At 70.4% G+C, this 22,394-nt stretch carries 20 protein-coding genes; 13 read left to right on the top strand and 7 right to left on the bottom strand.

Annotated features, from left to right (window positions below; all coding sequences use genetic code 11):
- Window positions 1–113 precede the first annotated feature (113 nt).
- The 9 genes from rpsB to JW592_RS26330 all read left to right on the top strand — a co-directional run bounded on the left by rpsB (window position 114) and on the right by JW592_RS26330 (window position 10,335).
- Window positions 114–1,016, top strand: a complete 903-nt coding sequence (gene rpsB, locus JW592_RS26370; RefSeq protein WP_209267744.1) for a 30S ribosomal protein S2 — start codon at window positions 114–116, stop codon at window positions 1,014–1,016.
- Window positions 1,017–1,176: 160 nt separating this feature from the next.
- Window positions 1,177–2,013 (top strand): translation elongation factor Ts, encoded by an 837-nt coding sequence (gene tsf / locus JW592_RS26365; RefSeq protein ID WP_209267743.1) that lies wholly within the window; start codon window positions 1,177–1,179, stop codon window positions 2,011–2,013.
- Window positions 2,014–2,208: 195 nt separating this feature from the next.
- Window positions 2,209–2,964: a UMP kinase gene (pyrH, locus tag JW592_RS26360; protein ID WP_209267742.1), complete on the top strand. Its 756-nt coding sequence runs from the start codon at window positions 2,209–2,211 to the stop codon at window positions 2,962–2,964.
- Window positions 2,965–3,199: 235 nt separating this feature from the next.
- Window positions 3,200–3,757 carry a ribosome recycling factor gene (gene frr / locus JW592_RS26355; RefSeq protein WP_209267741.1) on the top strand — a complete coding sequence of 186 codons (558 nt, stop codon included), beginning with the start codon at window positions 3,200–3,202 and terminating at the stop codon, window positions 3,755–3,757.
- Window positions 3,758–3,796: 39 nt separating this feature from the next.
- Window positions 3,797–5,005 (top strand): phosphatidate cytidylyltransferase, encoded by a 1,209-nt coding sequence (locus JW592_RS26350; protein WP_209267740.1) that lies wholly within the window; start codon window positions 3,797–3,799, stop codon window positions 5,003–5,005.
- Window positions 5,006–5,072: 67 nt separating this feature from the next.
- On the top strand, window positions 5,073–6,179 hold the full coding sequence (rlmN, locus tag JW592_RS26345; protein WP_209267739.1) for a dual-specificity RNA methyltransferase RlmN: 1,107 nt from the start codon (window positions 5,073–5,075) through the stop codon (window positions 6,177–6,179).
- 197 nt (window positions 6,180–6,376) lie between these two features.
- Window positions 6,377–7,450, top strand: a complete 1,074-nt coding sequence (locus JW592_RS26340; protein ID WP_209267738.1) for a thiamine ABC transporter substrate-binding protein — start codon at window positions 6,377–6,379, stop codon at window positions 7,448–7,450.
- 197 nt (window positions 7,451–7,647) lie between these two features.
- Window positions 7,648–9,294, top strand: coding sequence for an ABC transporter permease (locus tag JW592_RS26335; protein ID WP_209267790.1), 1,647 nt, complete (start codon window positions 7,648–7,650; stop codon window positions 9,292–9,294).
- Entirely contained in the window at window positions 9,295–10,335 is a 1,041-nt protein-coding gene (locus JW592_RS26330) for an ABC transporter ATP-binding protein (RefSeq protein WP_209267737.1), read from the top strand. It begins immediately after the preceding gene.
- Here JW592_RS26330 and JW592_RS26325 read toward each other — a convergent pair.
- The 4 genes from JW592_RS26325 to JW592_RS26310 form a co-directional block, all read right to left on the bottom strand.
- Window positions 10,313–11,560, bottom strand: a complete 1,248-nt coding sequence (locus JW592_RS26325) for a hypothetical protein (RefSeq protein WP_209267736.1) — start codon at window positions 11,558–11,560, stop codon at window positions 10,313–10,315. The genes JW592_RS26330 and JW592_RS26325 overlap by 23 nt on opposite strands.
- Entirely contained in the window at window positions 11,542–12,312 is a 771-nt protein-coding gene (locus JW592_RS26320) for an ABC transporter ATP-binding protein (RefSeq protein ID WP_209267735.1), read from the bottom strand. The genes JW592_RS26325 and JW592_RS26320 overlap by 19 nt, the downstream gene beginning before the upstream one ends.
- Window positions 12,313–12,449: 137 nt before the next feature.
- A complete protein-coding gene (locus tag JW592_RS26315) occupies window positions 12,450–13,856 on the bottom strand; it encodes an aspartate aminotransferase family protein (protein ID WP_209267734.1) in 1,407 nt (468 codons plus the stop codon).
- Window positions 13,841–14,329 carry an Lrp/AsnC family transcriptional regulator gene (locus tag JW592_RS26310; RefSeq protein WP_209267733.1) on the bottom strand — a complete coding sequence of 163 codons (489 nt, stop codon included), beginning with the start codon at window positions 14,327–14,329 and terminating at the stop codon, window positions 13,841–13,843. Before JW592_RS26310 ends, JW592_RS26315 begins: the two co-directional genes overlap by 16 nt.
- A gap of 171 nt (window positions 14,330–14,500) precedes the next feature.
- Between JW592_RS26310 and JW592_RS26305 the strand changes: the two genes are divergently transcribed.
- Window positions 14,501–15,934: a gamma-aminobutyraldehyde dehydrogenase gene (locus tag JW592_RS26305; protein WP_209267732.1), complete on the top strand. Its 1,434-nt coding sequence runs from the start codon at window positions 14,501–14,503 to the stop codon at window positions 15,932–15,934.
- Window positions 15,935–16,028: 94 nt separating this feature from the next.
- Here JW592_RS26305 and JW592_RS26300 read toward each other — a convergent pair whose 3' ends face one another.
- The 3 genes from JW592_RS26300 to JW592_RS26290 all read right to left on the bottom strand — a co-directional run bounded on the left by JW592_RS26300 (window position 16,029) and on the right by JW592_RS26290 (window position 18,395).
- A complete protein-coding gene (locus JW592_RS26300) occupies window positions 16,029–16,385 on the bottom strand; it encodes a zinc-ribbon domain-containing protein (protein ID WP_209267789.1) in 357 nt (118 codons plus the stop codon).
- A gap of 73 nt (window positions 16,386–16,458) precedes the next feature.
- Window positions 16,459–17,178: a glycerophosphodiester phosphodiesterase gene (locus tag JW592_RS26295; protein ID WP_307805555.1), complete on the bottom strand. Its 720-nt coding sequence runs from the start codon at window positions 17,176–17,178 to the stop codon at window positions 16,459–16,461.
- Between the two features lie 59 nt (window positions 17,179–17,237).
- Entirely contained in the window at window positions 17,238–18,395 is a 1,158-nt protein-coding gene (locus JW592_RS26290) for an adenosine deaminase (RefSeq protein ID WP_372446580.1), read from the bottom strand.
- Here JW592_RS26290 and JW592_RS26285 point away from each other — a divergent pair.
- From JW592_RS26285 to JW592_RS26275, 3 genes are all read left to right on the top strand, one after another.
- A complete protein-coding gene (locus JW592_RS26285; protein ID WP_209267730.1) occupies window positions 18,394–19,110 on the top strand; it encodes a DUF4190 domain-containing protein in 717 nt (238 codons plus the stop codon). The genes JW592_RS26290 and JW592_RS26285 overlap by 2 nt on opposite strands.
- Window positions 19,111–19,457: 347 nt before the next feature.
- Window positions 19,458–20,981, top strand: coding sequence for a gamma-aminobutyraldehyde dehydrogenase (locus tag JW592_RS26280; protein ID WP_209267729.1), 1,524 nt, complete (start codon window positions 19,458–19,460; stop codon window positions 20,979–20,981).
- A gap of 140 nt (window positions 20,982–21,121) precedes the next feature.
- On the top strand, window positions 21,122–22,363 hold the full coding sequence (locus JW592_RS26275; RefSeq protein ID WP_209267728.1) for a polyamine ABC transporter substrate-binding protein: 1,242 nt from the start codon (window positions 21,122–21,124) through the stop codon (window positions 22,361–22,363).
- Window positions 22,364–22,394: the final 31 nt, after the last annotated feature.

Here is a 22,394-nt window from a genome sequence, read left to right as displayed (position 1 = left end):
CCAGGAACGGTCCCGGCTCAGCCGGACCTCCCGGGCGGCGCGCCAGGGGCGTCAGGCAAGCGGGGGCCGTCCGGCCTCCGCTGACGACAACCGAGTAACCAAGGAGAACGGCCATGGCCGTCGTCACGATGCGGGAGCTGCTGGAGAGCGGCGTCCACTTCGGGCACCAGACCCGCCGCTGGAACCCGAAGATGAAGCGCTTCATCTTCACCGAGCGCAACGGCATCTACATCATCGACCTGCTCCAGTCGCTGTCGTACATCGACCGCGCCTACGAGTTCGTCAAGGAGACCGTCGCGCACGGCGGCTCCATCATGTTCGTCGGCACCAAGAAGCAGGCCCAGGAGGCCATCGCCGAGCAGGCCACCCGCGTGGGCATGCCCTACGTGAACCAGCGCTGGCTCGGCGGCATGCTGACCAACTTCTCGACGGTCTACAAGCGGCTGCAGCGCCTCAAGGAGCTGGAGCAGATCGACTTCGAGGACGTGGCCGCCTCCGGCCTCACCAAGAAGGAGCTGCTGGTCCTCTCCCGCGAGAAGGCCAAGCTGGAGAAGACCCTCGGCGGTATCCGCGAGATGCAGAAGGTGCCCAGCGCCGTCTGGATCGTGGACACCAAGAAGGAGCACATCGCCGTCGGCGAGGCGCGCAAGCTCAACATCCCGGTCGTCGCGATCCTCGACACCAACTGCGACCCCGACGAGGTCGACTACAAGATCCCGGGCAACGACGACGCGATCCGCTCCGTCACCCTGCTGACCCGCGTGATCGCCGACGCCGTGGCCGAGGGCCTGATCGCCCGGTCGTCGGGCGGCGCCGGGGAGGGCAAGGGCGAGAAGGCCGCCGGTGAGCCGCTGGCCGAGTGGGAGCGTGACCTCCTGGAGGGCGAGAAGGCCGCCGAGAAGCCGGCCGCCGAGGCCGCCGAGAAGCCTGCCGAGGGCGAGGCCGAGCCCGCCGCCGAGGCGCAGCCGGCCGCCGCCGAGGGCGAGCAGACGGCTGCCCCCGCCGAGCAGGGCTGACCCACGGGCCACGTGGATCACGTGGACCCCACAGGTTCACGGTGAGACGGCGGGGGCCGGGCGCCCCCGCCGTCCAGCCGTGAGCTGAGCCGGTCCCATGTGACTCCGATCCAACCCCACCGACTTTCTCACCGACTTTCCGAGAAGAGATTCACAGACCATGGCGAACTACACCGCCGCCGACGTCAAGAAGCTCCGGGAGCTCACCGGCGCCGGCATGATGGACTGCAAGAAGGCGCTGGACGAGGCCGAGGGCAACGTCGACAAGGCCGTGGAGATCCTGCGCGTCAAGGGCCAGAAGGGCGTCGCCAAGCGCGAGAGCCGCACGGCCGAGAACGGCGCGGTCATCGCCCGGATCGCCGACGACAACACCGCCGGTGTGCTGGTCGAGCTGAAGTGCGAGACCGACTTCGTGGCCAAGGGCGAGAAGTTCCTCGCTGTGGCCGAGGCCATCGCCAAGCACGTCGAGGCCACCTCCCCGGCCGACATCGACGCGCTGCTCGCCTCCGAGATCGAGTCCGGCACGACCGTCCAGGCGTACGTCGACGAGGCCAACGCCACCCTCGGCGAGAAGATCGTGCTGGACCGCTTCGCGCAGTTCTCCGGCGCCTACGTCGGCTCCTACCTGCACCGCACCAGCCCGGACCTGCCCCCGCAGGTCGGCGTGCTGGTCGAGCTCGACGCGGCGAACGAAGAGATCGCCAAGGACGTCGCGCAGCACATCGCCGCCTTCGCCCCGGCGTACCTGACCCGCGAGGACATCCCGGAGGAGACGGTCGCCAACGAGCGCCGCATCGCCGAGGAGACCGCCCGCGAGGAGGGCAAGCCGGAGCAGGCCCTGCCGAAGATCATCGAGGGCCGGGTCAACGGCTTCTTCAAGGAGAACACCCTCCTCGACCAGCCCTTCGCCAAGGACAACAAGAAGTCCGTGCAGAAGGTCCTCGAGGAGGCCGGTGTCTCGCTGAAGCGCTTCGCCCGCTTCCGCGTCGGCGCCTGAGAGCCCGTTCCTGACGCATCCCGCAGGCCGGTTCTGTTCGCTCGGAGGTGGATACACCGAGCACCGCGCACAGAACCGGCACGGGCCCGATAGGGTCGGGCACAGGGCAGTTGTGACGAGGAGGCCATTGCCGCAGAGGGAACCGCGAGGATCCGACGGCAGTGGCCTCTTTCGTATGTGCACGAGGAGATCTCCATGACCAGCAATGACACCGGCAAAGACAGTGACCATCGGCGACGCTTCCTGCTGAAGCTCTCCGGCGAGGCGTTCGCCGGTGGCGGCGGACTCGGTGTCGACCCCGATGTCGTGCACAAGATGGCCCGGGAGATCGCCTCGGTCGTCCGTGACGGCGCCGAGATGGCCGTCGTCATCGGCGGCGGCAACTTCTTCCGCGGCGCCGAGCTCCAGCAGCGCGGTATGGACCGGGCCCGCTCCGACTACATGGGCATGCTCGGGACCGTCATGAACTGCCTGGCGCTCCAGGACTTCCTGGAGAAGGAGGGCATCGACTCACGCGTCCAGACCGCCATCACCATGGGCCAGGTCGCTGAGCCGTACATCCCGCTGCGCGCCATCCGGCACCTGGAGAAGGGTCGCGTGGTCATCTTCGGCGCCGGTATGGGCATGCCGTACTTCTCCACCGACACCACCGCGGCCCAGCGTGCTCTGGAGATCAACGCCGAGGTGATGCTCATGGGCAAGAACGGCGTGGACGGCGTCTACGACTCCGACCCGGCGCGGAACCCGGCGGCGGTGAAGTTCGACGCGCTCGAGTACGGCGAGGTCATCACCCGCGACCTCAAGGTCGCCGACATGACAGCGATCACCCTCTGCCGTGACAACAAGCTGCCGATTCTCGTTTTCGAGCTGCTCGCCGAAGGCAATATCGCCCGCGCGGTCAAGGGTGAGAAGATCGGCACTCTGGTGAGCAACCAGGGCACCCGGGGCTGAGCGGCCCCGCCGACGGCCTCACGGTCCGGCGGAGCGGCGTACGCCGGGATCGTCCGGCTCCGTCGGCAACACCGTGGCGTACGAACGGCCCGGTACGGGGATGGACAACAGCCTGCCGGTCGGACACCGTGCAGGGATCAGGGCACTGCGGGGGCCGGGGCGGCCCGCGGGGCGGCCGTCAGCTCACAGCCCCGGATGAAGCAGTCAGGCTCATTCATCGAACCAGGAGCACGTGGTGATCGAAGAGACCCTCCTCGAAGCCGAGGAAAAGATGGAGAAGGCGGTCGTCGTCGCCAAGGAGGACTTCGCCGCTATCCGCACCGGCCGTGCGCACCCGGCGATGTTCAACAAGATCTTGGCGGAGTACTACGGCACGATGACGCCGATCAACCAGCTGGCGTCGTTCTCCGTCCCCGAGCCCCGGATGGCCGTGGTGACTCCGTTCGACAAGAGCTCGCTGCGCAACATCGAACAGGCCATCCGCGACTCGGACCTGGGCGTCAACCCGTCGAACGACGGCAATATCATCCGGGTGACGTTCCCCGAGCTGACCGAGGAGCGTCGTCGGGAGTACATCAAGGTCGCCAAGAGCAAGGGCGAGGACGCCAAGATCTCCATCCGCAGCATCCGGCGCAAGGCCAAGGAGACCATCGACAAGGCCATCAAGGACGGCGAGGTCGGTGAGGACGAGGGCCGCAGGGGCGAGAAGGAACTCGACGACACCACTGCCAAGTACGTCGCACAGGTGGACGAGCTGCTCAAGCACAAGGAGTCCGAGCTGCTCGAAGTCTGAGCCCACCGTCTCAAGGTCCGAGGTCGAAGGCTGCAATCTGTGAACGACTCATCCTGGGGAGCGCCGCAACCGGAGGCGGGGAACGCCCGGTACTGGGGTCCGCCCGAGCCGGGCTACGCCACCCCTTCGGCGATGCCCCGCCCGGGCGACGGTCACCTGTCCGCCCACGACGTGACCGGCACCGTGCACGATGTGGGTGGTGGCGCGTCGCAGACTCAGCGTATGCCCATGGTGTCCGACCCCGGGGGCCCCGGTGACGCGTCAGACGGCCACGACGGCCGCCATCGTCGCCACGGCCCCGGTTTCACAGGCCCCGCCGGTCCACCCGGCGGCCCGCAGCCGAACAACCCGAACGGGGCGGAAGGCGCCTCCGGGCAGCCGGGCGCCCCGTCGCCCGCGCCCTCTGAACAGGCCAGGACGGGCCGGGGCAGGAAGCGCGCCGGCCGGGATCTGCGCGCGGCCATAGGGGTCGGCCTGGGGCTCGGCGTGGTCATCCTGGCCGCGCTCTTCTTCTACAAGCCGGTCTTCCTCGGCGTCATCGTGCTGGCGGTCGTCGTCGGGCTGTGGGAGCTGACCTCGCGGCTGCGGGAACGCAAGGACATCCGAGTGCCGCTGGTGCCGCTGGCGCTCGGCGGCGCGACCATGACGGTTGCCGGATACGTACGGGGCGCGGAGGGCGCGTGGGTGGCCATGGCGCTCACGGCGCTCGCCGTACTGGCGTGGCGGATGACCCAGCCGGCGGCCGACTATCTGCGGGATGTGACAGCGAGCCTCTTCGCCGCCTTCTATGTCCCCTTCCTCGCGACCTTCGTGGCCCTGATGCTGGCCGCTGACGACGGGCCGAAGCGGGTGCTGACGTTCCTGATCCTCACCGTGGTCAGCGACACCGGCGCCTACGCGGTGGGCTGGCGCTTCGGACGGCACAAACTGGCACCCCGTATCAGCCCCGGCAAGACCCGGGAGGGACTGATCGGCGCGGTGACGTTCGCCATGGTGGCGGGAGCGCTGTGCACCCAGTTCCTGATCGACGGCGGAAGCTGGTGGCAGGGCCTGCTGCTGGGCCTCGCGGTCTCGGTCAGCGCCACCCTGGGCGACCTGGGCGAGTCGATGATGAAGCGGGACCTGGGCATCAAGGACATGGGCACCCTGCTACCGGGACACGGCGGCATCATGGACCGCCTCGACTCGCTGCTGCCGACCGCTCCGGTGGTGTGGCTGCTGCTGGTGATCTTCGTCGGCGCGGGCTGAGCGTGCCTGGTCCCCGGCCCCGGCCAGGGGCCGGGGACCCCCTCGGATCTGCGACACTGGTGAAGTTATGCCTGCCCCAGGAGAACTCACGTTCGTCGCCCCCCGCGGCGCGAAGAAGCCGCCCCGCCACCTCGCCGACCTCACCCCCCAGGAGCGCCGAGAGGCGGTTGCAGAGATCGGTGAGAAGCCGTTCCGCGCCAAGCAGCTCTCGCAGCACTATTTCGCGCGGCTGGCGCACGCCCCCGAGCAGTGGACCGACATCCCGGCCGCCGCTCGGCAGAAGCTCGCGGACCAGCTGCTGCCCGACCTGATGAGCGTGGTGCGGCACATCAGCTGCGACGACGACACCACCCGCAAGACGCTGTGGCGGCTGCACGACGGGACGCTCGTGGAGTCGGTGCTGATGCGGTACCCGGACCGGGTCACCATGTGCATCAGCTCGCAGGCCGGGTGCGGGATGAACTGCCCTTTCTGCGCCACCGGGCAGGCGGGTCTGGACCGGAACCTGTCCACCGCCGAGATCGTCCACCAGATCGTCGACGGAATGCGCGCCCTGCGGGACGGCGAGGTGCCGGGGGGACCGGCACGGCTGTCGAACATCGTCTTCATGGGCATGGGCGAGCCGCTGGCCAACTACAAGCGGGTGGTCGGCGCCATCCGGCGGCTGACCGACCCCGAGCCGGACGGCCTCGGGCTCTCCCAGCGGGGCATCACCGTCTCCACGGTCGGCCTGGTGCCCGCGATGCTGCGCTTCGCCGACGAGGGCTTCAAGTGCCGGCTCGCGCTCTCCCTGCACGCGCCCGACGACGAGCTGCGCGACACCCTCGTCCCGGTCAACACCCGCTGGAAGGTGCGCGAGGTCCTGGACGCAGCCTGGGAGTACGCGGCCAAGTCCGGGCGCCGGGTCTCCATCGAGTACGCGCTGATCAAGGACATCAACGACCAGGCGTGGCGGGCCGACCTGCTGGGCCGGCTGCTGAAGGGCAAGCGGGTGCACGTCAATCTCATCCCGCTCAACCCGACCCCGGGCTCCAAGTGGACGGCGTCCCGGCCCGAGGACGAGGCGGAGTTCGTGCGGACGCTCGAATCGCACGGTGTACCGGTGACTGTGCGGGATACCCGGGGCCAGGAGATCGACGGTGCGTGCGGTCAGCTCGCGGCGACCGAGCGCTGACCTCTGGCCTCTGACCTCTGGCCTCTGGCCGAAATGCCCGACTGATAGTGTTCGAACGGGCCGTGCCAGCGGCCCGCCAAAACCGAACAGCCGACAGGGGAGCGCTCACTGCGCTGAGAGTGCGACCGTACGCCCCGTACGCGTCGCAGACCCTCGAACCTCGCCCGGGTCATGCCGGGTAGGAAGTCGATGCACTGATGATGAAGCACGCGCGGCGCGCTGCCGCCACCACTGCTGTCCTCACCCTCGCCCTCCTCGCCACCGCGTGCGGTGGCTCCGATGACAGCGGGGACCCCAAGACCGTCCACCTGGTCACCCACGACTCGTTCGCCGTCTCGAAGTCCGTGCTGAAGGACTTCGAGAAGCGCAGCGGCTACAAGGTCAAGGTGCTGCGAGGCGGGGACGCCGGGGCCGCCGTCAACCAGGCGGTGCTCAACAAGGGCAACCCCCAGGGCGACGTCTTCTTCGGCGTCGACAACACCCTCCTCTCGCGCCCCCTCGACAGGGGCGTCTTCACCTCCTACAAGGCCAAGGGGCTCGACAAGGTCCCCGAGCGGCTCCAGGCCGACCCGGACAAGCACCGGGTCACCCCGGTCGACACCGGCAACGTGTGTGTCAACTACGACCGCGAGTGGTTCGCCGACAAGAAGCTCGACCCGCCGCGCACCCTGCGGGACCTGACCGAGCCCCGCTACAAGAACCTGCTGGTGACCGAGGACGCCGCCAACTCCTCGCCCGGCCTGGCGTTCCTGCTGGCGAGCGTGGCCGAGTTCGGCGAGAAGGACTGGCAGGACTACTGGAAGAAGCTGCGCGCCAACGGGGTCGAGGTCGCCGGCAGCTGGGAGCAGGCCTACAACGACCGTTTCACCGGCTCCCGTGAAGGCAAGGGCAAGGGCGACAAGCCCCTGGTCGTCTCCTACGCCTCCAGCCCGCCCGCCGAGGTCATGGGAGTGAAGAACCCGCCCGAGCAGGCGCCGACGGGTGTCGCCAAGGGGACGTGCTTCCAGCAGACCGAGTACGCCGGGCTGCTCAACGGCGCGAAGAACACCAAGGGCGGCAAGGCGCTGCTGGACTTCCTGCTCAGCAAGCGGTTCCAGGAAGACCTGCCGCTGAAGATGTTCGTCAGCCCCGCCCGCGCGGACGCCGAGCTGCCGAAGCTGTTCACCAAGTACGGCGAAACGGTCGACGACCCGGCCACCCTGGACCCGAAGAAGATCGCTGAGCACCGTGAGCAGTGGATCAAGACGTGGACCTCGCTCGCGGTGAAGTAGCGGCCCCGGGCTCTTCCGGCCCCTCGGGCTCTTCCGGCTCCCCGGACACCTCCGGCACCCCGGAAGTGCCCGGGGCGCCGGATCCCTCAGGTCTCACGGGCCTGCCCGCCGCCTCGCCGGGGAAGGCCGCTTCCTCGTCGGGAGCGGCCGCCGGTGTGCCGGCCCGCCGGGGCGCAGGCTGGGTGCGGCTCGCGCTGATGGCCGTGCCGATGGCCTTCTTCGCGGTCTTCTTCGGCTACCCGGTGGTCGCCATCGTGGGGCGCGGACTGCGCGAGGGCGGCCAGTGGCAGCTCGGCCGGCTCTGGCAGGTGCTGAGCGACCCGGACATCCTCCAGGTGCTCTGGTTCACGCTCTGGCAGGCCGCCGCCTCGACAGGGCTGACGCTCGCGCTGGCGCTGCCCGGCGCGTATGTGTTCGCACGGTTCGACTTTCCGGGCAAGCGGCTGCTGCGTGCCGTGGTGACAGTTCCCTTCGTTCTGCCGACGGTGGTGGTCGGCTCCGCCTTCCTGGCGCTGGCCGGGCGCGGGGGAGTGCTGGACGAATGGCTGGGGGTTCGGCTGGACACCAGCGTGTGGGCGATCCTGCTGGCGCACGTCTTCTTCAACTACGCGGTCGTCGTGCGCACGGTCGGCGGCCTGTGGTCCCAGCTGGACCCGCGCCAGGAGGAGGCCGCACGTGTGCTGGGAGCGGGCCGGTTCACCGCCTGGCGACGGGTCACCCTGCCGGCGCTGGCGCCGTCTGTGGCAGCCGCCGCGCTGATCGTGTTCCTGTTCACCTTCACCAGCTTCGGCGTCATCCAGGTGCTGGGCGGCCCGCGCTACGCCACGCTCGAAGTGGAGATCTACCGGCAGACCGCCACCCTGCTGGACCTGCCCACGGCGGCTGTGCTGACGCTCGTCCAGTTCGCCGCCGTCGCGGCCCTGTTGGCGGTGCACGCCTGGTCGCTGCGCAAGCGCGAGACGGCACTCGGTCTCGTCCCCGCTGAGCACACCGCACGGCGTCCGGCCGGTGCCCGCCAGTGGGCTCTGCTGTGTTCGGTGCTCGGGGTGCTGCTCCTGCTGACCGTCGTACCGCTGCTGGTGCTGATCCAGCGGGCCTTCGAGGGGCCGGACGGATTCGGGCTCGCCTCTTTCCGCGCACTGACGGCGCAGTCGGACAGTGCGACCTTTGTCGTCGCACCTGTCGCGGCCGTCGGCAACTCACTGGCATACGCCGCCGTCGCGACCGCCATCGCCCTTGTGGTGGGCGGACTGGCCGCCGCCGCGCTCACCGTTCCGCGCTCCCGGCTCCGCTCGAACGAGGGGACCTCCAGGGTGGAACGGCTGGTGCGTGGTTTCGACGCACTGCTGATGCTGCCGCTGGGCACCTCGGCCGTCACCGTGGGCTTCGGCTTTCTCGTCGCACTGGACGAGCCCCCGCTCGATCTGCGGTCGAGCTGGATCCTGGTGCCCCTGGCGCAGGCGCTGGTGGGCGTCCCGTTCGTCATCCGCACCATGCTGCCCGTGCTGCGCGCCGTGGACGTACGACTGCGCGAGGCCGCCGCCGTGCTGGGCGCCTCACCGCTGCGCGCCTGGCGCGAGGTGGACTTCCCGCTGGTGCGGCGGGCGCTGTTGGTGGCCGCCGGGTTCGCCTTCACGGTCTCGCTGGGCGAGTTCGGCGCGACAGTGTTCATCGCCCGCCCCGACACTCCCACCCTGCCGGTCGCGGTGGCCCGGCTGCTGGGCCGCGCGGGGCAGTCCAGCTACGGCCAGGCCATGGCGCTGAGCACCATTCTGATGCTCGTCTGCGCGGGCGTGCTGCTCGCGCTGGAGCGCGTACGGACCGAAGGTCAGGGGGAGTTGTAGATGCTGCGGCTTGACGGTGTGACCGTGCGCTTCGGCGAGCGGACGGCGCTGGACGCGGTCGATCTGGAGGTGGCCGAGCACGAGACGGTGTGCGTACTCGGGCCCAGCGGCAGCGGCAAGTCGACCCTGCTGCGCGTCGTCGCCGGTCTCCAGCAGGCCGACGCGGGCCGGGTGCTGCTGTCGGGGCGCGACCAGACGGGGGTGTCCGCGCACCGGCGGGGCGTCGGCCTGATGTTCCAGGACCACCAGCTCTTCCCGCAGCGCGACGTCACGGGGAACGTCGCCTTCGGTCCGCGTATGCACCGGGCGGGCCGCGCCGAGACCGAGCGCCGCGTCGCCGAACTGCTGGAACTGGTCGGGCTGCCGGGCGCCGGCCGGCGAGCCGTGACCGCGCTGTCCGGAGGCGAGCAGCAGCGCGTCGCGCTGGCCCGCGCGCTCGCGCCCGAGCCGAGGCTGCTGATGCTGGACGAACCGCTGGGCCAGCTCGACCGTGGCCTGCGCGAACGCCTCGTCGTGGAGCTGCGCCGCCTCTTCCGGCGGCTGGGCACCACCGTTCTCGCCGTCACACACGACCACGGGGAGGCGTTCGCACTCGCCGACCGTGTGGTGGTGATGGAGAACGGGCGCATCGCACAGACCGGCACCCCGCTGGAGATCTGGCAGCGCCCGGCCTCCCCGTTCGTCGCCCGCTTCCTGGGCTTCGGCAACATCGTCCAGGCCACCGTGCACGGCGGGACAGCCGCCACCGTCTGGGGGAAGCTCCCAGCCCCCGAGGGCACCCCGCAGGGCAGCACGCTGCTGCTCGTCAGGCCGGGTGGGGTGCTGCTGCGCGCGCCCGAGGAGGGGCTGCGCTGCACGGTGGAGGCCCGGACGTTCCGCGGCGGTGACGCGTCCACGGTGACCGTGCTGCTGCGCCCGGAGGAGGGACCGGCACTGGAGGCCGCCTGCACCCTGCGGGACGCGCCGGAGGAGGGCGCCGAGGTGGGCGCCCTCTTCGACCCGGGTGAGGTCGTCGCACTCAGTGCGGAGGCAGCGCAGTGAGCATCCCGGCCAGCACGGCCGGCCCCGCGAAGACCACCAAGGTGACGCAGGCGCGCACCAGCGTCACCGCACGCGCCAGCTTCCGGGACGCCCCGATCCGCGCCAGCAGCTCCCGCAGCGGCGCGCGAGCCCTCCGGGCCCTGACCAGCGCGGCCAGCGCCGCCCCGGCGACGCAGCACCCGGACAGCACCACCGAAGCGCCCACCAGCGGTCCCGGCAGGCCGGCTGCCCCGGCATCGGTGAGCCGCGCCCGGACGAGGGCAACCAGTGCCGCCGCGACCGCGCTCAGCGCACCCAGTTCACGCCCCAGGAAGGGCGCCTCACGGATGAGCGTGCGCCCCGCCAGCAGCCGTACCGGACCGGGTCGCACGGCGCCCAGCAGCCGCCCGCTCAGCATCACCAGACCGGGACCGGCCAGCACCAGCCCGAACGCGGCGAGCAGCCACCCGCCGGCCAGCGGTGAGGCCGCCACGTCCCCTGCGGGGAACGTCCAGGCACCCAGCCCCAGGGAGCCGCCGACGGCCGCGTCACGGGCCGCGTAGGCCGCCAGCAGCAGCCCGCCGGCGGTGAGTACGGCACCGACGAGCAGCCCGGCCTGGCAGGAGACCTTCCGTGGCCCGGCGGTGGCGAGGGTTCCGGACCGGGCTCCGGTCGCGGAGGCTGCCGCCGCCCCGGTGTCCTCCGTTCCCGCCCACGGTCGTGGGGCACCGGGCCTGGCTCCCCAGGCGGCCGCGAGGGCGGTCAGCAGCGGCACGGTGCTCAACAGGGTGGCGGCAGCGGGTGTGGGCAGCGACTGCTCGGCCAGTGGGAGCCGCGCCAGGGCGTCGGGCAGCCGCGGCGCGGTCAGCACGCCGGAACTACTGGCGATGCCGCTCCGCGCGGCCACCAGCACTGCCAGCGCGCTGCCCACGAAGGCGGGCAGGGCGGCGGTACGCGCGGCCAGCAGCGGCAGGCGCACGGGCCCCAGTCCGGCCGAGTCCAGCCCGCGGCGCGTCTCGGAGCCCGGCTCCGTACGCGCGAGGGCCGCGGCCAGGTGCGCGGTGACGGCGAGGGGTACCAGGCACCACACGAGCCGTACCAGCGCAGCGGCCCGCTGGTCGGGGTTGTCCAGGGCGAAGGAGAGCGTGGCCAGCAGGAGCAGTCCCAGTCCTGCCGAGGCGCACACCAGCAGCAGCCGGAGGAGGAGTGCCAGGGGTGGCGCGAGGGTCAGACGGAGAGTGAGCACGCTGCCGCGCTTTCTGAGCCCGCGGGGACGGCGCCGGTGGCCGGGGTGCGCGCCCGGCGGCCGTCGGTGAGCCCGACGATGCGGTCGGCGAGCGCGGCGCCGGTCGCGTCCGCGGTGCGTGCCGCTTGGTCGAGCGTGAAGTCATGGCTGGCCAGCAGCACGGTGATGCCGTGCGAGCGGGCCGCCGCGCTGAGCGCCCGCAGCACTTGGGCACGGTCGTTCTGGTGCAGCGGTGCTGTGGGCTCGTCGGCGAAGAGCACGGTGGGGGAGTGGACCAGGGCGCGTGCGACGGCGACACGCTGGCGCTGTGCCTGGAGCAGTGCGGAGGGAGGTCTGCTCGCGCAGTCGCCGACATCGAGCCGCTCCAGCCAGGCGTGCGCCGCGCTGCGGGCGGCTCGGTAGCCGCTGCCGTGCAGCAGGAGGGGGAGTGCGGCGTTCTCCCAGACGGTGAGTTCCGGGACGAGGCGGGGGCTGCTGTCGATCCAGCCGAAGCGGTGCAGCCGCAGCCGCTCGCGGGCTGCCCGGCCGAGGGTGTGCACCGGGGCGCTGTTGAACCAGACCTCGCCCTTCAGGGGCAACAACTGTCCGGACAGACAGCGCAGCAGTGTGGTTTTTCCGCTGCCCCGGGGGCCCGCGACGGCGAGGATCTCGCCCTCCCTGACACCGATCGAGACGCCCTGCAGCGCGGGTGAACCGTCGTAGGCGTAGTGCAGTCCTCGCGCCCAGAGCACGTCGTCCGGCGGGGCGGCCATGGGACACCTCCACTCAACATCGCGAGCCGTCATTCCCTCCGGAGGGTGAAACGAGGGGCGGGGGCATCGGTCACTTAACCGATGCCCCCGCCCCTCGTGCGGCCGTGCGCGCCTGCCGGCTGGTGAGGTGCTGCCGGTTACAGCTTCGTCCACGCCTCCGTGAGTACGGCGCGCAGGATCTGCTCGGCCTCGTCGAAGACCTTCTGGTCGGAGATCAGCGGCGGGGCGAGCTGGACCACCGGGTCGCCCCGGTCGTCTGCGCGGCAGTACAGCCCGTTCTCGTACAGCGCCTTGGACAGGAAGCCGTACAGGACGCGCTCGGACTCCTCGTCCGTGAACGTCTCCTTGGTGGCCTTGTCCTTGACCAGTTCGATGCCGTAGAAGAAGCCGTTCCCGCGTACGTCGCCGACGATCGGCAGGTCGTGCAGCTTCTGCAGGGTGCTGTAGAAGTTGCCCTCGTTGTCGAGCACGTGCTGGTTGAGGCCCTCGCGCTCGAAGATGTCGAGGTTGGCCAGGGCGACGGCGGCCGAAACGGGGTGGCCGCCGAAGGTGTAGCCGTGCAGGAAGGTGTTGTCGCCCTTGTAGAACGGTTCGGCGATACGGTCGGAGATGACCGCGGCCCCTATCGGCGAGTAGCCGGAGGTCATGCCCTTGGCGCAGGTGATGATGTCGGGCACGTAGCCGAACTTGTCGCAGGCGAAGACCGTGCCCAGCCGGCCGAAGGCGCAGATGACCTCGTCGGAGACGAGCAGCACGTCGTACTTGTCGCAGATCTCGCGGACCCGCTGGAAGTAGCCGGGCGGCGGGGGGAAGCAGCCGCCCGCGTTCTGCACGGGCTCCAGGAAGACCGCGGCGACGGTCTCCGGGCCCTCGAAGAGGATCTGCTGCTCGATCTGGTCGGCGGCCCAGCGGCCGAACGCCTCCGGGTCGTCGCCGTGGATCGGGGCCCGGTAGATGTTGGTGTTGGGCACCTTGTGCGCGCCCGGCACCAGCGGCTCGAACGGCGCCTTGAGGGCCGGCAGCCCGGTGATGGCCAGGGCGCCCTGCGGGGTGCCGTGGTAGGCGACGGCGCGGGAGATGACCTTGTGCTTGAGCGGGTTGCCGGTCAGCTTGTGGTACTGCTTGGCCAGCTTCCAGGCGGTCTCGACGGCCTCGCCGCCGCCGGTGGTGAAGAACACCTTGTTCAGATCGCCCGGGGCGTGGTGTGCCAGCCGCTCGGCCAGCTCGACGGCCTTGGGGTGCGCGTAGGACCAGATGGGGAAGAAGGCGAGGTCCTGGGCCTGCTTGTTGGCGGCCTCGGCCAGCTCGGCGCGGCCGTGCCCCGCCTGGACGACGAACAAGCCTGCCAGGCCGTCGAGGTAGCGCTTGCCTTCGGTGTCGTAGATGTAGACGCCCTCGCCGCGGGCGATGGTCGGAACCGGCGCCTGCTGGTACGACGACATGCGGGTGAAGTGCATCCACAGGTGGTCGTTCGCGGTGCGGGAGAGGTCCTTGCTCCCCTGACCGGCGTGACTGTCCTTGCTCACTGTTATCGCGTTCCCCATGTGTAGGTCTGCTTGCGCAGCTTGAGGTAGACGAAGCTCTCCGTCGACCGCACGCCCGGCAGCGTCCGGATGCGTTTGTTGATCAGTTCGAGGAGATGGTCGTCGTCGTGGCACACGATCTCGACCAGCAGGTCGAACGAGCCCGCCGCGATCACGACGTAGTCGACCTCGTCGATCTCGGCGAGCGCGTCGGCGACCGGTTCGACGTCCCCGTCGACCGTGACGCCGAGCATTGCCTGGCGCATGAAGCCGACGGTGAGCGGATCGGTCACGGCGACGATCTGCATGACGCCCTGCTCCTGGAGCTTCTGGACGCGCTGCCGCACTGCCGCCTCCGACAGGCCCACGGCCTTGCCGATGGCGGCGTACGGACGCCGTCCGTCCTCTTGGAGCTGTTCGATGATTGCCAGGGACACGGCGTCCAGGGATGAGGAGCCGCCTGTCTTCTTCGAGTCGCGAGCCACGGTTGCCACTGTGCATGAGACATCCTCCGTCCCGCAACCCTTGAGCGATGTAATCCGCAGGCAATCGGGCTACTGAACACTGATTCCGTTGTTCAGTGGCGTTGGGCATATCGAAAACGTTGCCCCGCCGGTTAGGGTGGCAGTCTCACCCAATGGACAACGGAGCAGGAGGGGTGCGAAGTGACCACCGAGCTGCGTCGACTGCGCAACTACATCGACGGGGAGTTCAGGGACGCCGCTGACGGCCGGACCACCGAGGTGGTCAACCCGGCGACGGGTGAGGCGTACGCCACGGCGCCGCTGTCCGGCGCCGCCGACGTCGACGCCGCGATGGCGGCAGCCGAGGCCGCCTTCCCCGCCTGGCGGGACGCCACGCCCGGCACCCGTCAGCAGGCCATCCTGAAGATCGCGGACGCGCTCGAGGCGCGCGCCGACGAGCTGCTGGCCGCCGAGTGCGAGAACTGCGGCAAGCCGCTGGAGCTGACCCGGCAGGAAGAGCTGCCGATGATGCTCGACCAGATCCGCTTCTTCGCGGGTGCGGCGCGGATGCTGGACGGCAAGTCCGCCGGCGAGTACATGGAGGGCCTCACCTCCTTCGTGCGGCGAGAGCCGATCGGGGTGTGCGCCCAGGTCGCGCCGTGGAACTACCCGGCGATGATGGCCGTGTGGAAGTTCGCCCCGGCGCTCGCCGCGGGCAACACCGTCGTGCTCAAGCCCTCGGACACCACCCCCGCCTCCACGGTCTTCATGGCCGAGGTGATGGGCGAGATCCTGCCCAAGGGCGTCTTCAACGTGGTGTGCGGCGACCGGGACACCGGCCGACTGCTCGTCGAGCACAAGACCCCGGCGATGGCCTCGATCACCGGTTCGGTGCGCGCGGGCATGGAGGTCGCGGCCAGCGGCGCCAAGGACCTCAAGCGCGTCCACCTGGAGCTGGGCGGCAAGGCCCCCTGTGTCGTCTTCGACAACGCCGACATCCAGGCGGCTGTCGAGGGCATCAGGGACGGCGGCTTCTTCAACGCCGGCCAGGACTGCACCGCCGCCACCCGCGTACTGGTCCAGGAAGGGGTCCACGACGAGTTCGTACAGGCCCTCGCCAAGGCCGCCGCCGAGGTCAAGACCGGCGACCTGAGCGACGAGGACTGCTTCTACGGCCCGCTGAACAACCCCACCCATCTGGAGAAGGTCGAGGGCTTCATCGACCGTCTGCCCGCACACGCCAGGGTGGAGACGGGCGGCGAGCGCGTCGGCGACAAGGGCTACTTCTACGCGCCCACCGTCGTCTCCGGGCTCAAGCAGGACGACGAGATCATCCAGAACGAGGTCTTCGGCCCGGTGATCACCGTCCAGAAGTTCACCGACGAGGCGCAGGCGGTCCAGTGGGCCAACGATGTGGAGTACGCGCTCGCGTCGTCGGTGTGGACGACCGACCACGGCACCGCGATGCGGATGTCCAAGGCGCTGGACTTCGGCTGTGTGTGGATCAACACCCACATCCCGCTCGTGGCCGAGATGCCGCACGGCGGCTTCAAGAAGTCGGGCTACGGCAAGGACCTGTCGATGTACGGGCTGGAGGACTACACGCGCGTCAAGCACGTGATGACGGCGCTGTGAGCCGACCCGCTCACTGAGAGCGGGTACACATCGGGGCCCGCCCCCTCCCGGGGTGCGGGCCCCGTCGTACGCGCCAGGGCCCGCCTCAGGACTGTTACGGGTTCTGCGGCTGCTGCCCCGCGAACGGGTTGCCGCTCTGGGCGCCGGGCTGCGGCGGGACTCCGCCCATGCCCTGCTGCCCACCCGGCATGCCACCCGGAGCGGCGCCCTGGGTGGTGCCCTGGGCCAGCAGCTGCTCGGCCGACTCCTTGGAGATCTCCGTCTGCGCGCCGCAGAAGGTGCACTGGATCGAGTGCTTCGCAGGCGCGATCGGGAAGAGCGGGATGAAGAAGAGCGAGAACTTGGTCACGCGCTTGCGCAGTGGGTGCGCGGACGGGTTGCCGCAGAAGCCGCAGAGCAGGTTCAGCATGGCCAGCTGCACCAGCTTGCTGCTCGTACCAAAAATGATCACAGCGGTTTCCATTCACGAGTGCGTAGACAGCGCATACGAGCCAACCATCCGCAGACGCTCGCCGTAAGCCACTTCATGTAACAGCACTGCCCCAACCGGCGCTCCCGCCGCCGGGACTGCCCCGACTCGGGCGGTGGGCAGGGGTCTCCAGGGCACTCACCAGGCGGGCGATGTGGTTGGTGGTGATCGCGTCGACGCCCATCGCGGCGAGCCTGCGCATGGTGCGTGCCCGTTCCGCCGTCCAGGCGGAGACCAGCCGCCCTTCGGCGTGTGCACGGGCGATCAGTTCGGGGGTGAGCAGCCCGAAACCGTAGTTGAGCCAGCGGGGCCGCAGGTCGTCCAGCAGCGTAGGGCGCACCGGCGCCGCACGCTCCCAGGTGAGCGCCACCTCGGCGTCAGGCTCCACGGCCCGCACCCGGCGCATCGCCTCCGGGCCGCCGCAGTAGTAGACGCGCTCGGCGGCGTCCGCCGCGCGCACCGCGGCGACGGTGGCCCGCACGGCAGCCGGGTCCGGCAGATCGACCAGCGTGCGGACCGCCTGCGTGACGGCCAGCGCGTCGGCGAGCGTGGGCACTCCTTCCGCCAGCTCCGTCAGCCGCTCGTGGGTGAGTGCCGAGAGGGGCACGTCGTGCCCCCACAGCCGCTCCAGCGTCCGGTCGTGCAGCACCACGGGCACCCCGTCCCGGGTCAGCCGTACATCCACCTCGACCACGTCGGCGCCCGCCGCGACGGCGGCGCTGAACGAGGGCAGGGTGTTCTCACGCGCCGCGAAGGGCGCCCCCCGGTGTGCCACCGCGGCCGGCCTGGCGCGGGGGCCGCCCGGCGGTGGCCCGGCCCCCTCGGCGCCCTCCGTCACCTCGTGCGCTGCCAGGTCGCCAGGTAGCTGTCGATCTCCTCGCACAGCCGGGCCTTGCCCGCGTCGTCCAGGAACGACACCTTCACCGCGTTCCTGGCGAGCGTGGCGATGCCGGGCGCGTCCAGACCCAGCAGCCGCGCGGCGATGCCGTACTCGGTGTTCAGGTCGGTGCCGAACATCGGCGGGTCGTCGCTGTTGACGGTCACCAGGACCCCGGCCTTGGCCATCTCTGCGATGGGGTGGCTCTCCAACGCCTCCACGGCACGGGTGGCGATGTTCGAGGTGGGGCAGACCTCCAGCGGAATGCCGCGCTCGGCCAGGTGTTCCAGCAGCCTGGGGTCCTGGACGGCGCTGGTGCCGTGGCCGATGCGCTCGGCGCGCAGCGAGGTCAGCGCGTCCCAGATGGTGCCAGGACCGGTGGTCTCGCCGGCGTGCGGGACGCTGTGCAGCCCGGTGGCCAGCGCGCGGTCGAAGTAGGGCTTGAACTGCGGCCTCGGCACGCCGATCTCCGGCCCGCCGAGCCCGAAGGAGACCAGCCCGTCGGGTGCCATCTCGGTGGCGATCCGCGTGGTCTCCTCCGCCGCCTCCAGCCCCGCCTCGCCGGGAATGTCGAATGTCCAGCGCAGCACCACACCCAGCTCCCGCTCGGCAGCGCGGCGGGCGTCCTCGATGGCATCCAGGAAGGCGCCGTCCGGGATGCCCCGGCTCACAGAGCTGTACGGGGTGACGGTCAGCTCCGCGTAGCGGATCGACTGCCGCGCCATGTCGCGGGCGATCTCGTATGTCAGCAAGCGCACGTCCTCAGCGTCCCTGATCAGGTCGACGACCGACAGATAGACCTGGATGAAGTGCGCGAAGTCGGTGAAGGTGAAGTACTCGGAGAGGGCGTCGGCGTCCGCCGGGACACCGGCCTCGGGGTGGCGGGCCGCGAGTTCGGCCACGATCCGCGGCGAGGCGGAGCCGACGTGGTGCACGTGCAGCTCGGCCTTGGGCAGCCCGGCGATGAAGGCGGCCAGATGGGAAGGATGGGACAAGAGGGGCCTCCGGCTGAGTTGCGGGTCCGGATCATCGTAGGCGGCCGCGGCGCGGAGCGGTGTCCGAGATGCGACATAGCATGAAGGACAGGGAACGGGAGGAGAGGAGAGGGACGCGATGGACAAGGGGGCAGGGCATCTGCCGCCTGCCGGAGCGCCCGGGCAGGCGAGTGGGGGGACGAGCGGCGGACACGGCGGCGGTCAGGGGGACGAGAAGCCTCCTCCGATACCGCCCGCGCCGGACGGCCCCGGCCGGCCCTACGGCGCACAGGCACCACCCATGTACGGCCCGCAGGGCGGCGCTGCCGCAGCGGGGGCCCAGGAGGCGCAGAGCGGATACGGCGGCGGACCGGGCGGCCATGGAACGGCCGGCGGGTACGCGGGCTACGGCTGGCAGGTGGGATACGGGGGACAGGCCGGCTATGGAGGTCACGGCGCCGGGGGGTACGCACCGTACGGGTACGGCTACGGCTGGCAGGGTCCGCCGCCTCCGGTCGGCAAATCGGTCGCGGCCATGGTGGTCGGCATCGCCAGCGTGGTGCTGGTCGTCACCTGCTGGGGCAGCTTCCTCGCTGTCTTCTCATCGGTCGTCGCACTGGTGCTGGGCGTCAGCGCCCGGCGCGGCGTGGAGCGGGGGGAGCTGGGCGGCAGCGGGCAGGCCACGGCGGGATTCATCCTCGGGATCGTCGGGCTCGTGCTCTCGGTCGTGGTCAGCGTGCTGCTGATCCTCAGCCTGACGGTCTGGTCGGACGACTCCGAGGGCGGATCGGGCGGCGGCAGCGGCGACTCGTACGACGCGCGCGGCTCGCACGCCGCACTGGTGCTCAGGCGCTGAACGTCCGCGCCAGTCCAACGCGGGCGCGGCGCAGGAGGGTTGTGGCAGGGCGGCTTCTCCCGCGGGTGCGGGAGGGGCCGCCCTTCGGCTGTCCTTGGGCAAGTGCGCGGCCCTGTCGCCCGGCGTCGTCACGGAGCCGCAGCGGGCCTTCCCATCGCGCGGTGAAAGGTGCACCGGAGTATCGATTCCGTGGCGTAATCAAAAGATAACTACGGAATCCCTTGTTGGATGGTCGAACCCCTGCCAGGATCGGCTGTCAACAGTGGTCCGGGCAACGGTGCCGTGTCAGATGAGCCGTGCTCTCGGGCCACCGGAGAGGCCGTACGCCACAGTGGTCAGGAGTCCCGATGGTCCAGCGCTTCGATGTGTCCGAACGGTTCGCCGCGGGCGCCCAGTACGTCGCGGGAAGGCTCGGTTCCGGCACGTCGGGCCGTTCGCACGGGGTGGTGGACCCGGCGACCGGCGAAGAGCTCTACACCTTCGAACTGGCGAGCCCCGACGACGTCGACGCCGCCGTCCGCGCGGCCGGGGAAGCGCTCCCCGAGTGGGCGGGCGCCACCCCGGCCGAACGCTCCGAGGCCATGCACCGATGGGCGGCACGCCTGGGCGAGCTGACGGACGAGTTCGTATACGCCGAGTCCCTCCAGTGCGGCAAGCCGGTGAAGCTGTCCGCCGAGTTCGACGTCCCCGGCTCCTTCGACAACGTCTCCTACTTCGCGGGCGCCGCCCGTCACCTCACCGGCACGGCTGCGGCCGAGTACAGCGGCGAGCACACCTCCTCGATCCGCCGCGAACCGCTGGGCGTCATCGGCTCCATCGCCCCCTGGAACTACCCGCTCCAGATGGCTGCCTGGAAGATCCTCCCGGCCGTGGCGGCAGGCAACACCATCGTCCTCAAGCCCTCCGAACTCACCCCCCTCACCTCGCTGATGTTCGCGCAGGCCGCGCACGAGGCGGGCATCCCGGCCGGGGTCGTCAACATCGTGACGGGCGCGGGCCGGGACGCGGGCGAGGCGCTCGTCGCACACCCAGGCGTCGCCATGACCTCGTTCACCGGCTCCACAGCCGTCGGCAGGCGGGTGGCCGAGATCGCCACCACGGCGTCCCGCGCCGCCAAGCGCCTCCACCTCGAACTCGGCGGCAAGGCACCGTTCCTGGTGTTCGACGACGCCGACCTCGATGCCGCGGCACACGGCGCGGTCGCGGGCGCACTGATCAACACCGGCCAGGACTGCACAGCGGCGACCCGCGCCTATGTCCAGCGCCCGCTCTACGACGCGTTCGTCGCCGCCGTCGCCGACCTGATGAACCAGGTTCGCGTCGGCGACCCGTTCGACGCTCGGACGGACCTGGGGCCGCTGATCTCGCACGCCCAGCGCGACCGGGTGGCCGGCTTCGTGGACCGGGCCCGCTCCTACGCCACCGTCGTCACCGGCGGCGAGGCCCCCAGCGGCGAACTTGCCAAGGGCGCCTACTACCGGCCGACCCTGATCACCGGAGCGCCGCAGGACAGCGAGGTGGTCCAGCGGGAGATCTTCGGCCCCGTGCTCGTCGTCCTCCCCTTCGACACCGACGACGAGGGCATCGCCCTGGCCAACGACACCCCCTACGGACTCGCCGCCTCCGCCTGGAGCCGCTCCGTCTTCCGCACCGGCCGCGCCGCGCGGGAGCTCCAGGCCGGGTGCGTATGGCTCAACGACCACATCCCGATCATCAGCGAGATGCCGCACGGCGGATACAAGGCATCCGGCTACGGCAAGGACATGTCCGCCTACTCCTTCGAGGAGTACACGCAGATCAAGCACGTCATGTCGGAGACGACGGGCATGGTGCGCAAGGACTGGCACCGCACCGTCTTCGGGGACCGCTGAGCGCATCCGCCGCCGCGCCTGCTCTTCGCCGCCTCCCCTGCCGCTTCCCGTCCCTTCTCCGCTACGCCGAACCCTCCAGCACCCCGCCCTCCCCACATCCCACACCCCTTCCCCGTTCTCCTTCCAGGAAGGCGGTCCCCATGGACCTGTACGAAGGACTGCCGGAGCCCGTCGCCAAGGCGTGGGAACGCGGTCTGACCAGTGGCCGCGCCGCGATGTCCCGGCGCCGGCTGCTGAAAGCCGCCTCCCTCGCCGCGGCCGGCTCCACCCTCGCTGCCTGTGGCATACCGCCCGCCGCCGGCAACAACGGCGGCGACGGCCCCGAGGACACTCCCGACCACTCCCGCGAGGAGAAGGTCCTCAACTTCGCCAACTGGCCGCTCTACATCGACGTCGACGAGAAGAACAAGAAAAAGCGCCCCACCCTCGACCGCTTCGAACGAGAGAGCGGCATCAAGGTCAAGTACGTCGAGGACATCAACGACAACAACGAGTTCTACGGCAAGATCAAGCCACAGCTCGCCGCAGGCCAGGACACCGGCCGTGACCTGGTGTGCCTCTCCGACTGGATGGCGGGGCGGGTCATCCGCCAGGGCTGGGCGCAGCGCCTCGACCCGGCCCACCTGCCGCACGCGGTCACCAATCTGGAGGACCGCTTCCGCGCCGCGGCCCACGACCCCGGGCGCCAGTACAGCTACCCCTGGGCGGGTACCGCCTGCATCGTCGCGTACAACAAGAAGGCCACCAAGGGGAAGAAGGTCACCAGCGTCACCCAGCTGCTGGAGGACGAGTCCCTCAAGGGCCGGATATCCATGCTGACGGAGATGACCGACACCATCGGGCTGACGATGCTCGACATGGGGGTCGACTCCGAGCGCTTCTCCGAGGACGACTTCGAGGCGGCCATCGCCCGCATCCAGAAGGCCGTCGACCGCAAACAGCTCCGCCGCTTCAGCGGCAACGACTACATGGACGAGCTCAACTCCGGCGACATCGCCGCCTGTCTCGCCTGGGCAGGTGACGTGGTACAGCTCCAGCTCGACAACCCGGACGTGGAGTTCGCCGTCCCGGACCGCGGCTACCTCTTCGGTACGGACGACCTCCTCGTCCCCGCCAAGGCCCGGCACCGCAGCAATGCCGAGGCGCTGATCGACTACTACTACCAGCCCAAGGTGGCCGCCGAGCTGGCGGCGTGGGTCAACTACATCTGCCCCGTCACCGGCGCCAAGGCCGAGATGGAGAAGATCGACAAGGAGCTGGCCGACGCCCCGCTGATCTTCCCCGACGAGAAGATGATCGCCAAGGGCAAGAACTTCCGGCCGATGAGCGCCAAGGAAGAAGCACGGTACGAGGAGAAGTTCTCCAAGCTCATCGGGGCCTGAGCCGCCCGCGTCCCTGCCCGCCGGGCCTGCT

The sequence above is a fragment of the Streptomyces spirodelae genome, assembly GCF_017676385.1.
Lineage (GTDB): Bacteria > Actinomycetota > Actinomycetes > Streptomycetales > Streptomycetaceae > Streptomyces > Streptomyces spirodelae.
This window is presented reverse-complemented; position numbering and strand designations above follow the sequence as displayed.

Bases quoted from the DNA above. Each gene is read 5' to 3' on its own strand.
- rpsB (WP_209267744.1), top strand. From the start codon at position 114: ATGGCCGTCGTCACGATGCGGGAGCTGCTGGAGAGCGGCGTCCACTTC.
- tsf (WP_209267743.1), top strand. From the start codon at position 1,177: ATGGCGAACTACACCGCCGCCGACGTCAAGAAGCTCCGGGAGCTCACC.
- pyrH (WP_209267742.1), top strand. From the start codon at position 2,209: ATGACCAGCAATGACACCGGCAAAGACAGTGACCATCGGCGACGCTTC.
- rlmN (WP_209267739.1), top strand. From the start codon at position 5,073: ATGCCTGCCCCAGGAGAACTCACGTTCGTCGCCCCCCGCGGCGCGAAG.
- JW592_RS26340 (WP_209267738.1), top strand. From the start codon at position 6,377: ATGATGAAGCACGCGCGGCGCGCTGCCGCCACCACTGCTGTCCTCACC.
- JW592_RS26335 (WP_209267790.1), top strand. From the start codon at position 7,648: ATGGCCGTGCCGATGGCCTTCTTCGCGGTCTTCTTCGGCTACCCGGTG.
- JW592_RS26330 (WP_209267737.1), top strand. From the start codon at position 9,295: ATGCTGCGGCTTGACGGTGTGACCGTGCGCTTCGGCGAGCGGACGGCG.
- JW592_RS26320 (WP_209267735.1), bottom strand. From the start codon at position 12,312: ATGGCCGCCCCGCCGGACGACGTGCTCTGGGCGCGAGGACTGCACTAC.
- JW592_RS26315 (WP_209267734.1), bottom strand. From the start codon at position 13,856: ATGGGGAACGCGATAACAGTGAGCAAGGACAGTCACGCCGGTCAGGGG.
- JW592_RS26285 (WP_209267730.1), top strand. From the start codon at position 18,394: ATGGACAAGGGGGCAGGGCATCTGCCGCCTGCCGGAGCGCCCGGGCAG.
- JW592_RS26280 (WP_209267729.1), top strand. From the start codon at position 19,458: ATGGTCCAGCGCTTCGATGTGTCCGAACGGTTCGCCGCGGGCGCCCAG.
- JW592_RS26275 (WP_209267728.1), top strand. From the start codon at position 21,122: ATGGACCTGTACGAAGGACTGCCGGAGCCCGTCGCCAAGGCGTGGGAA.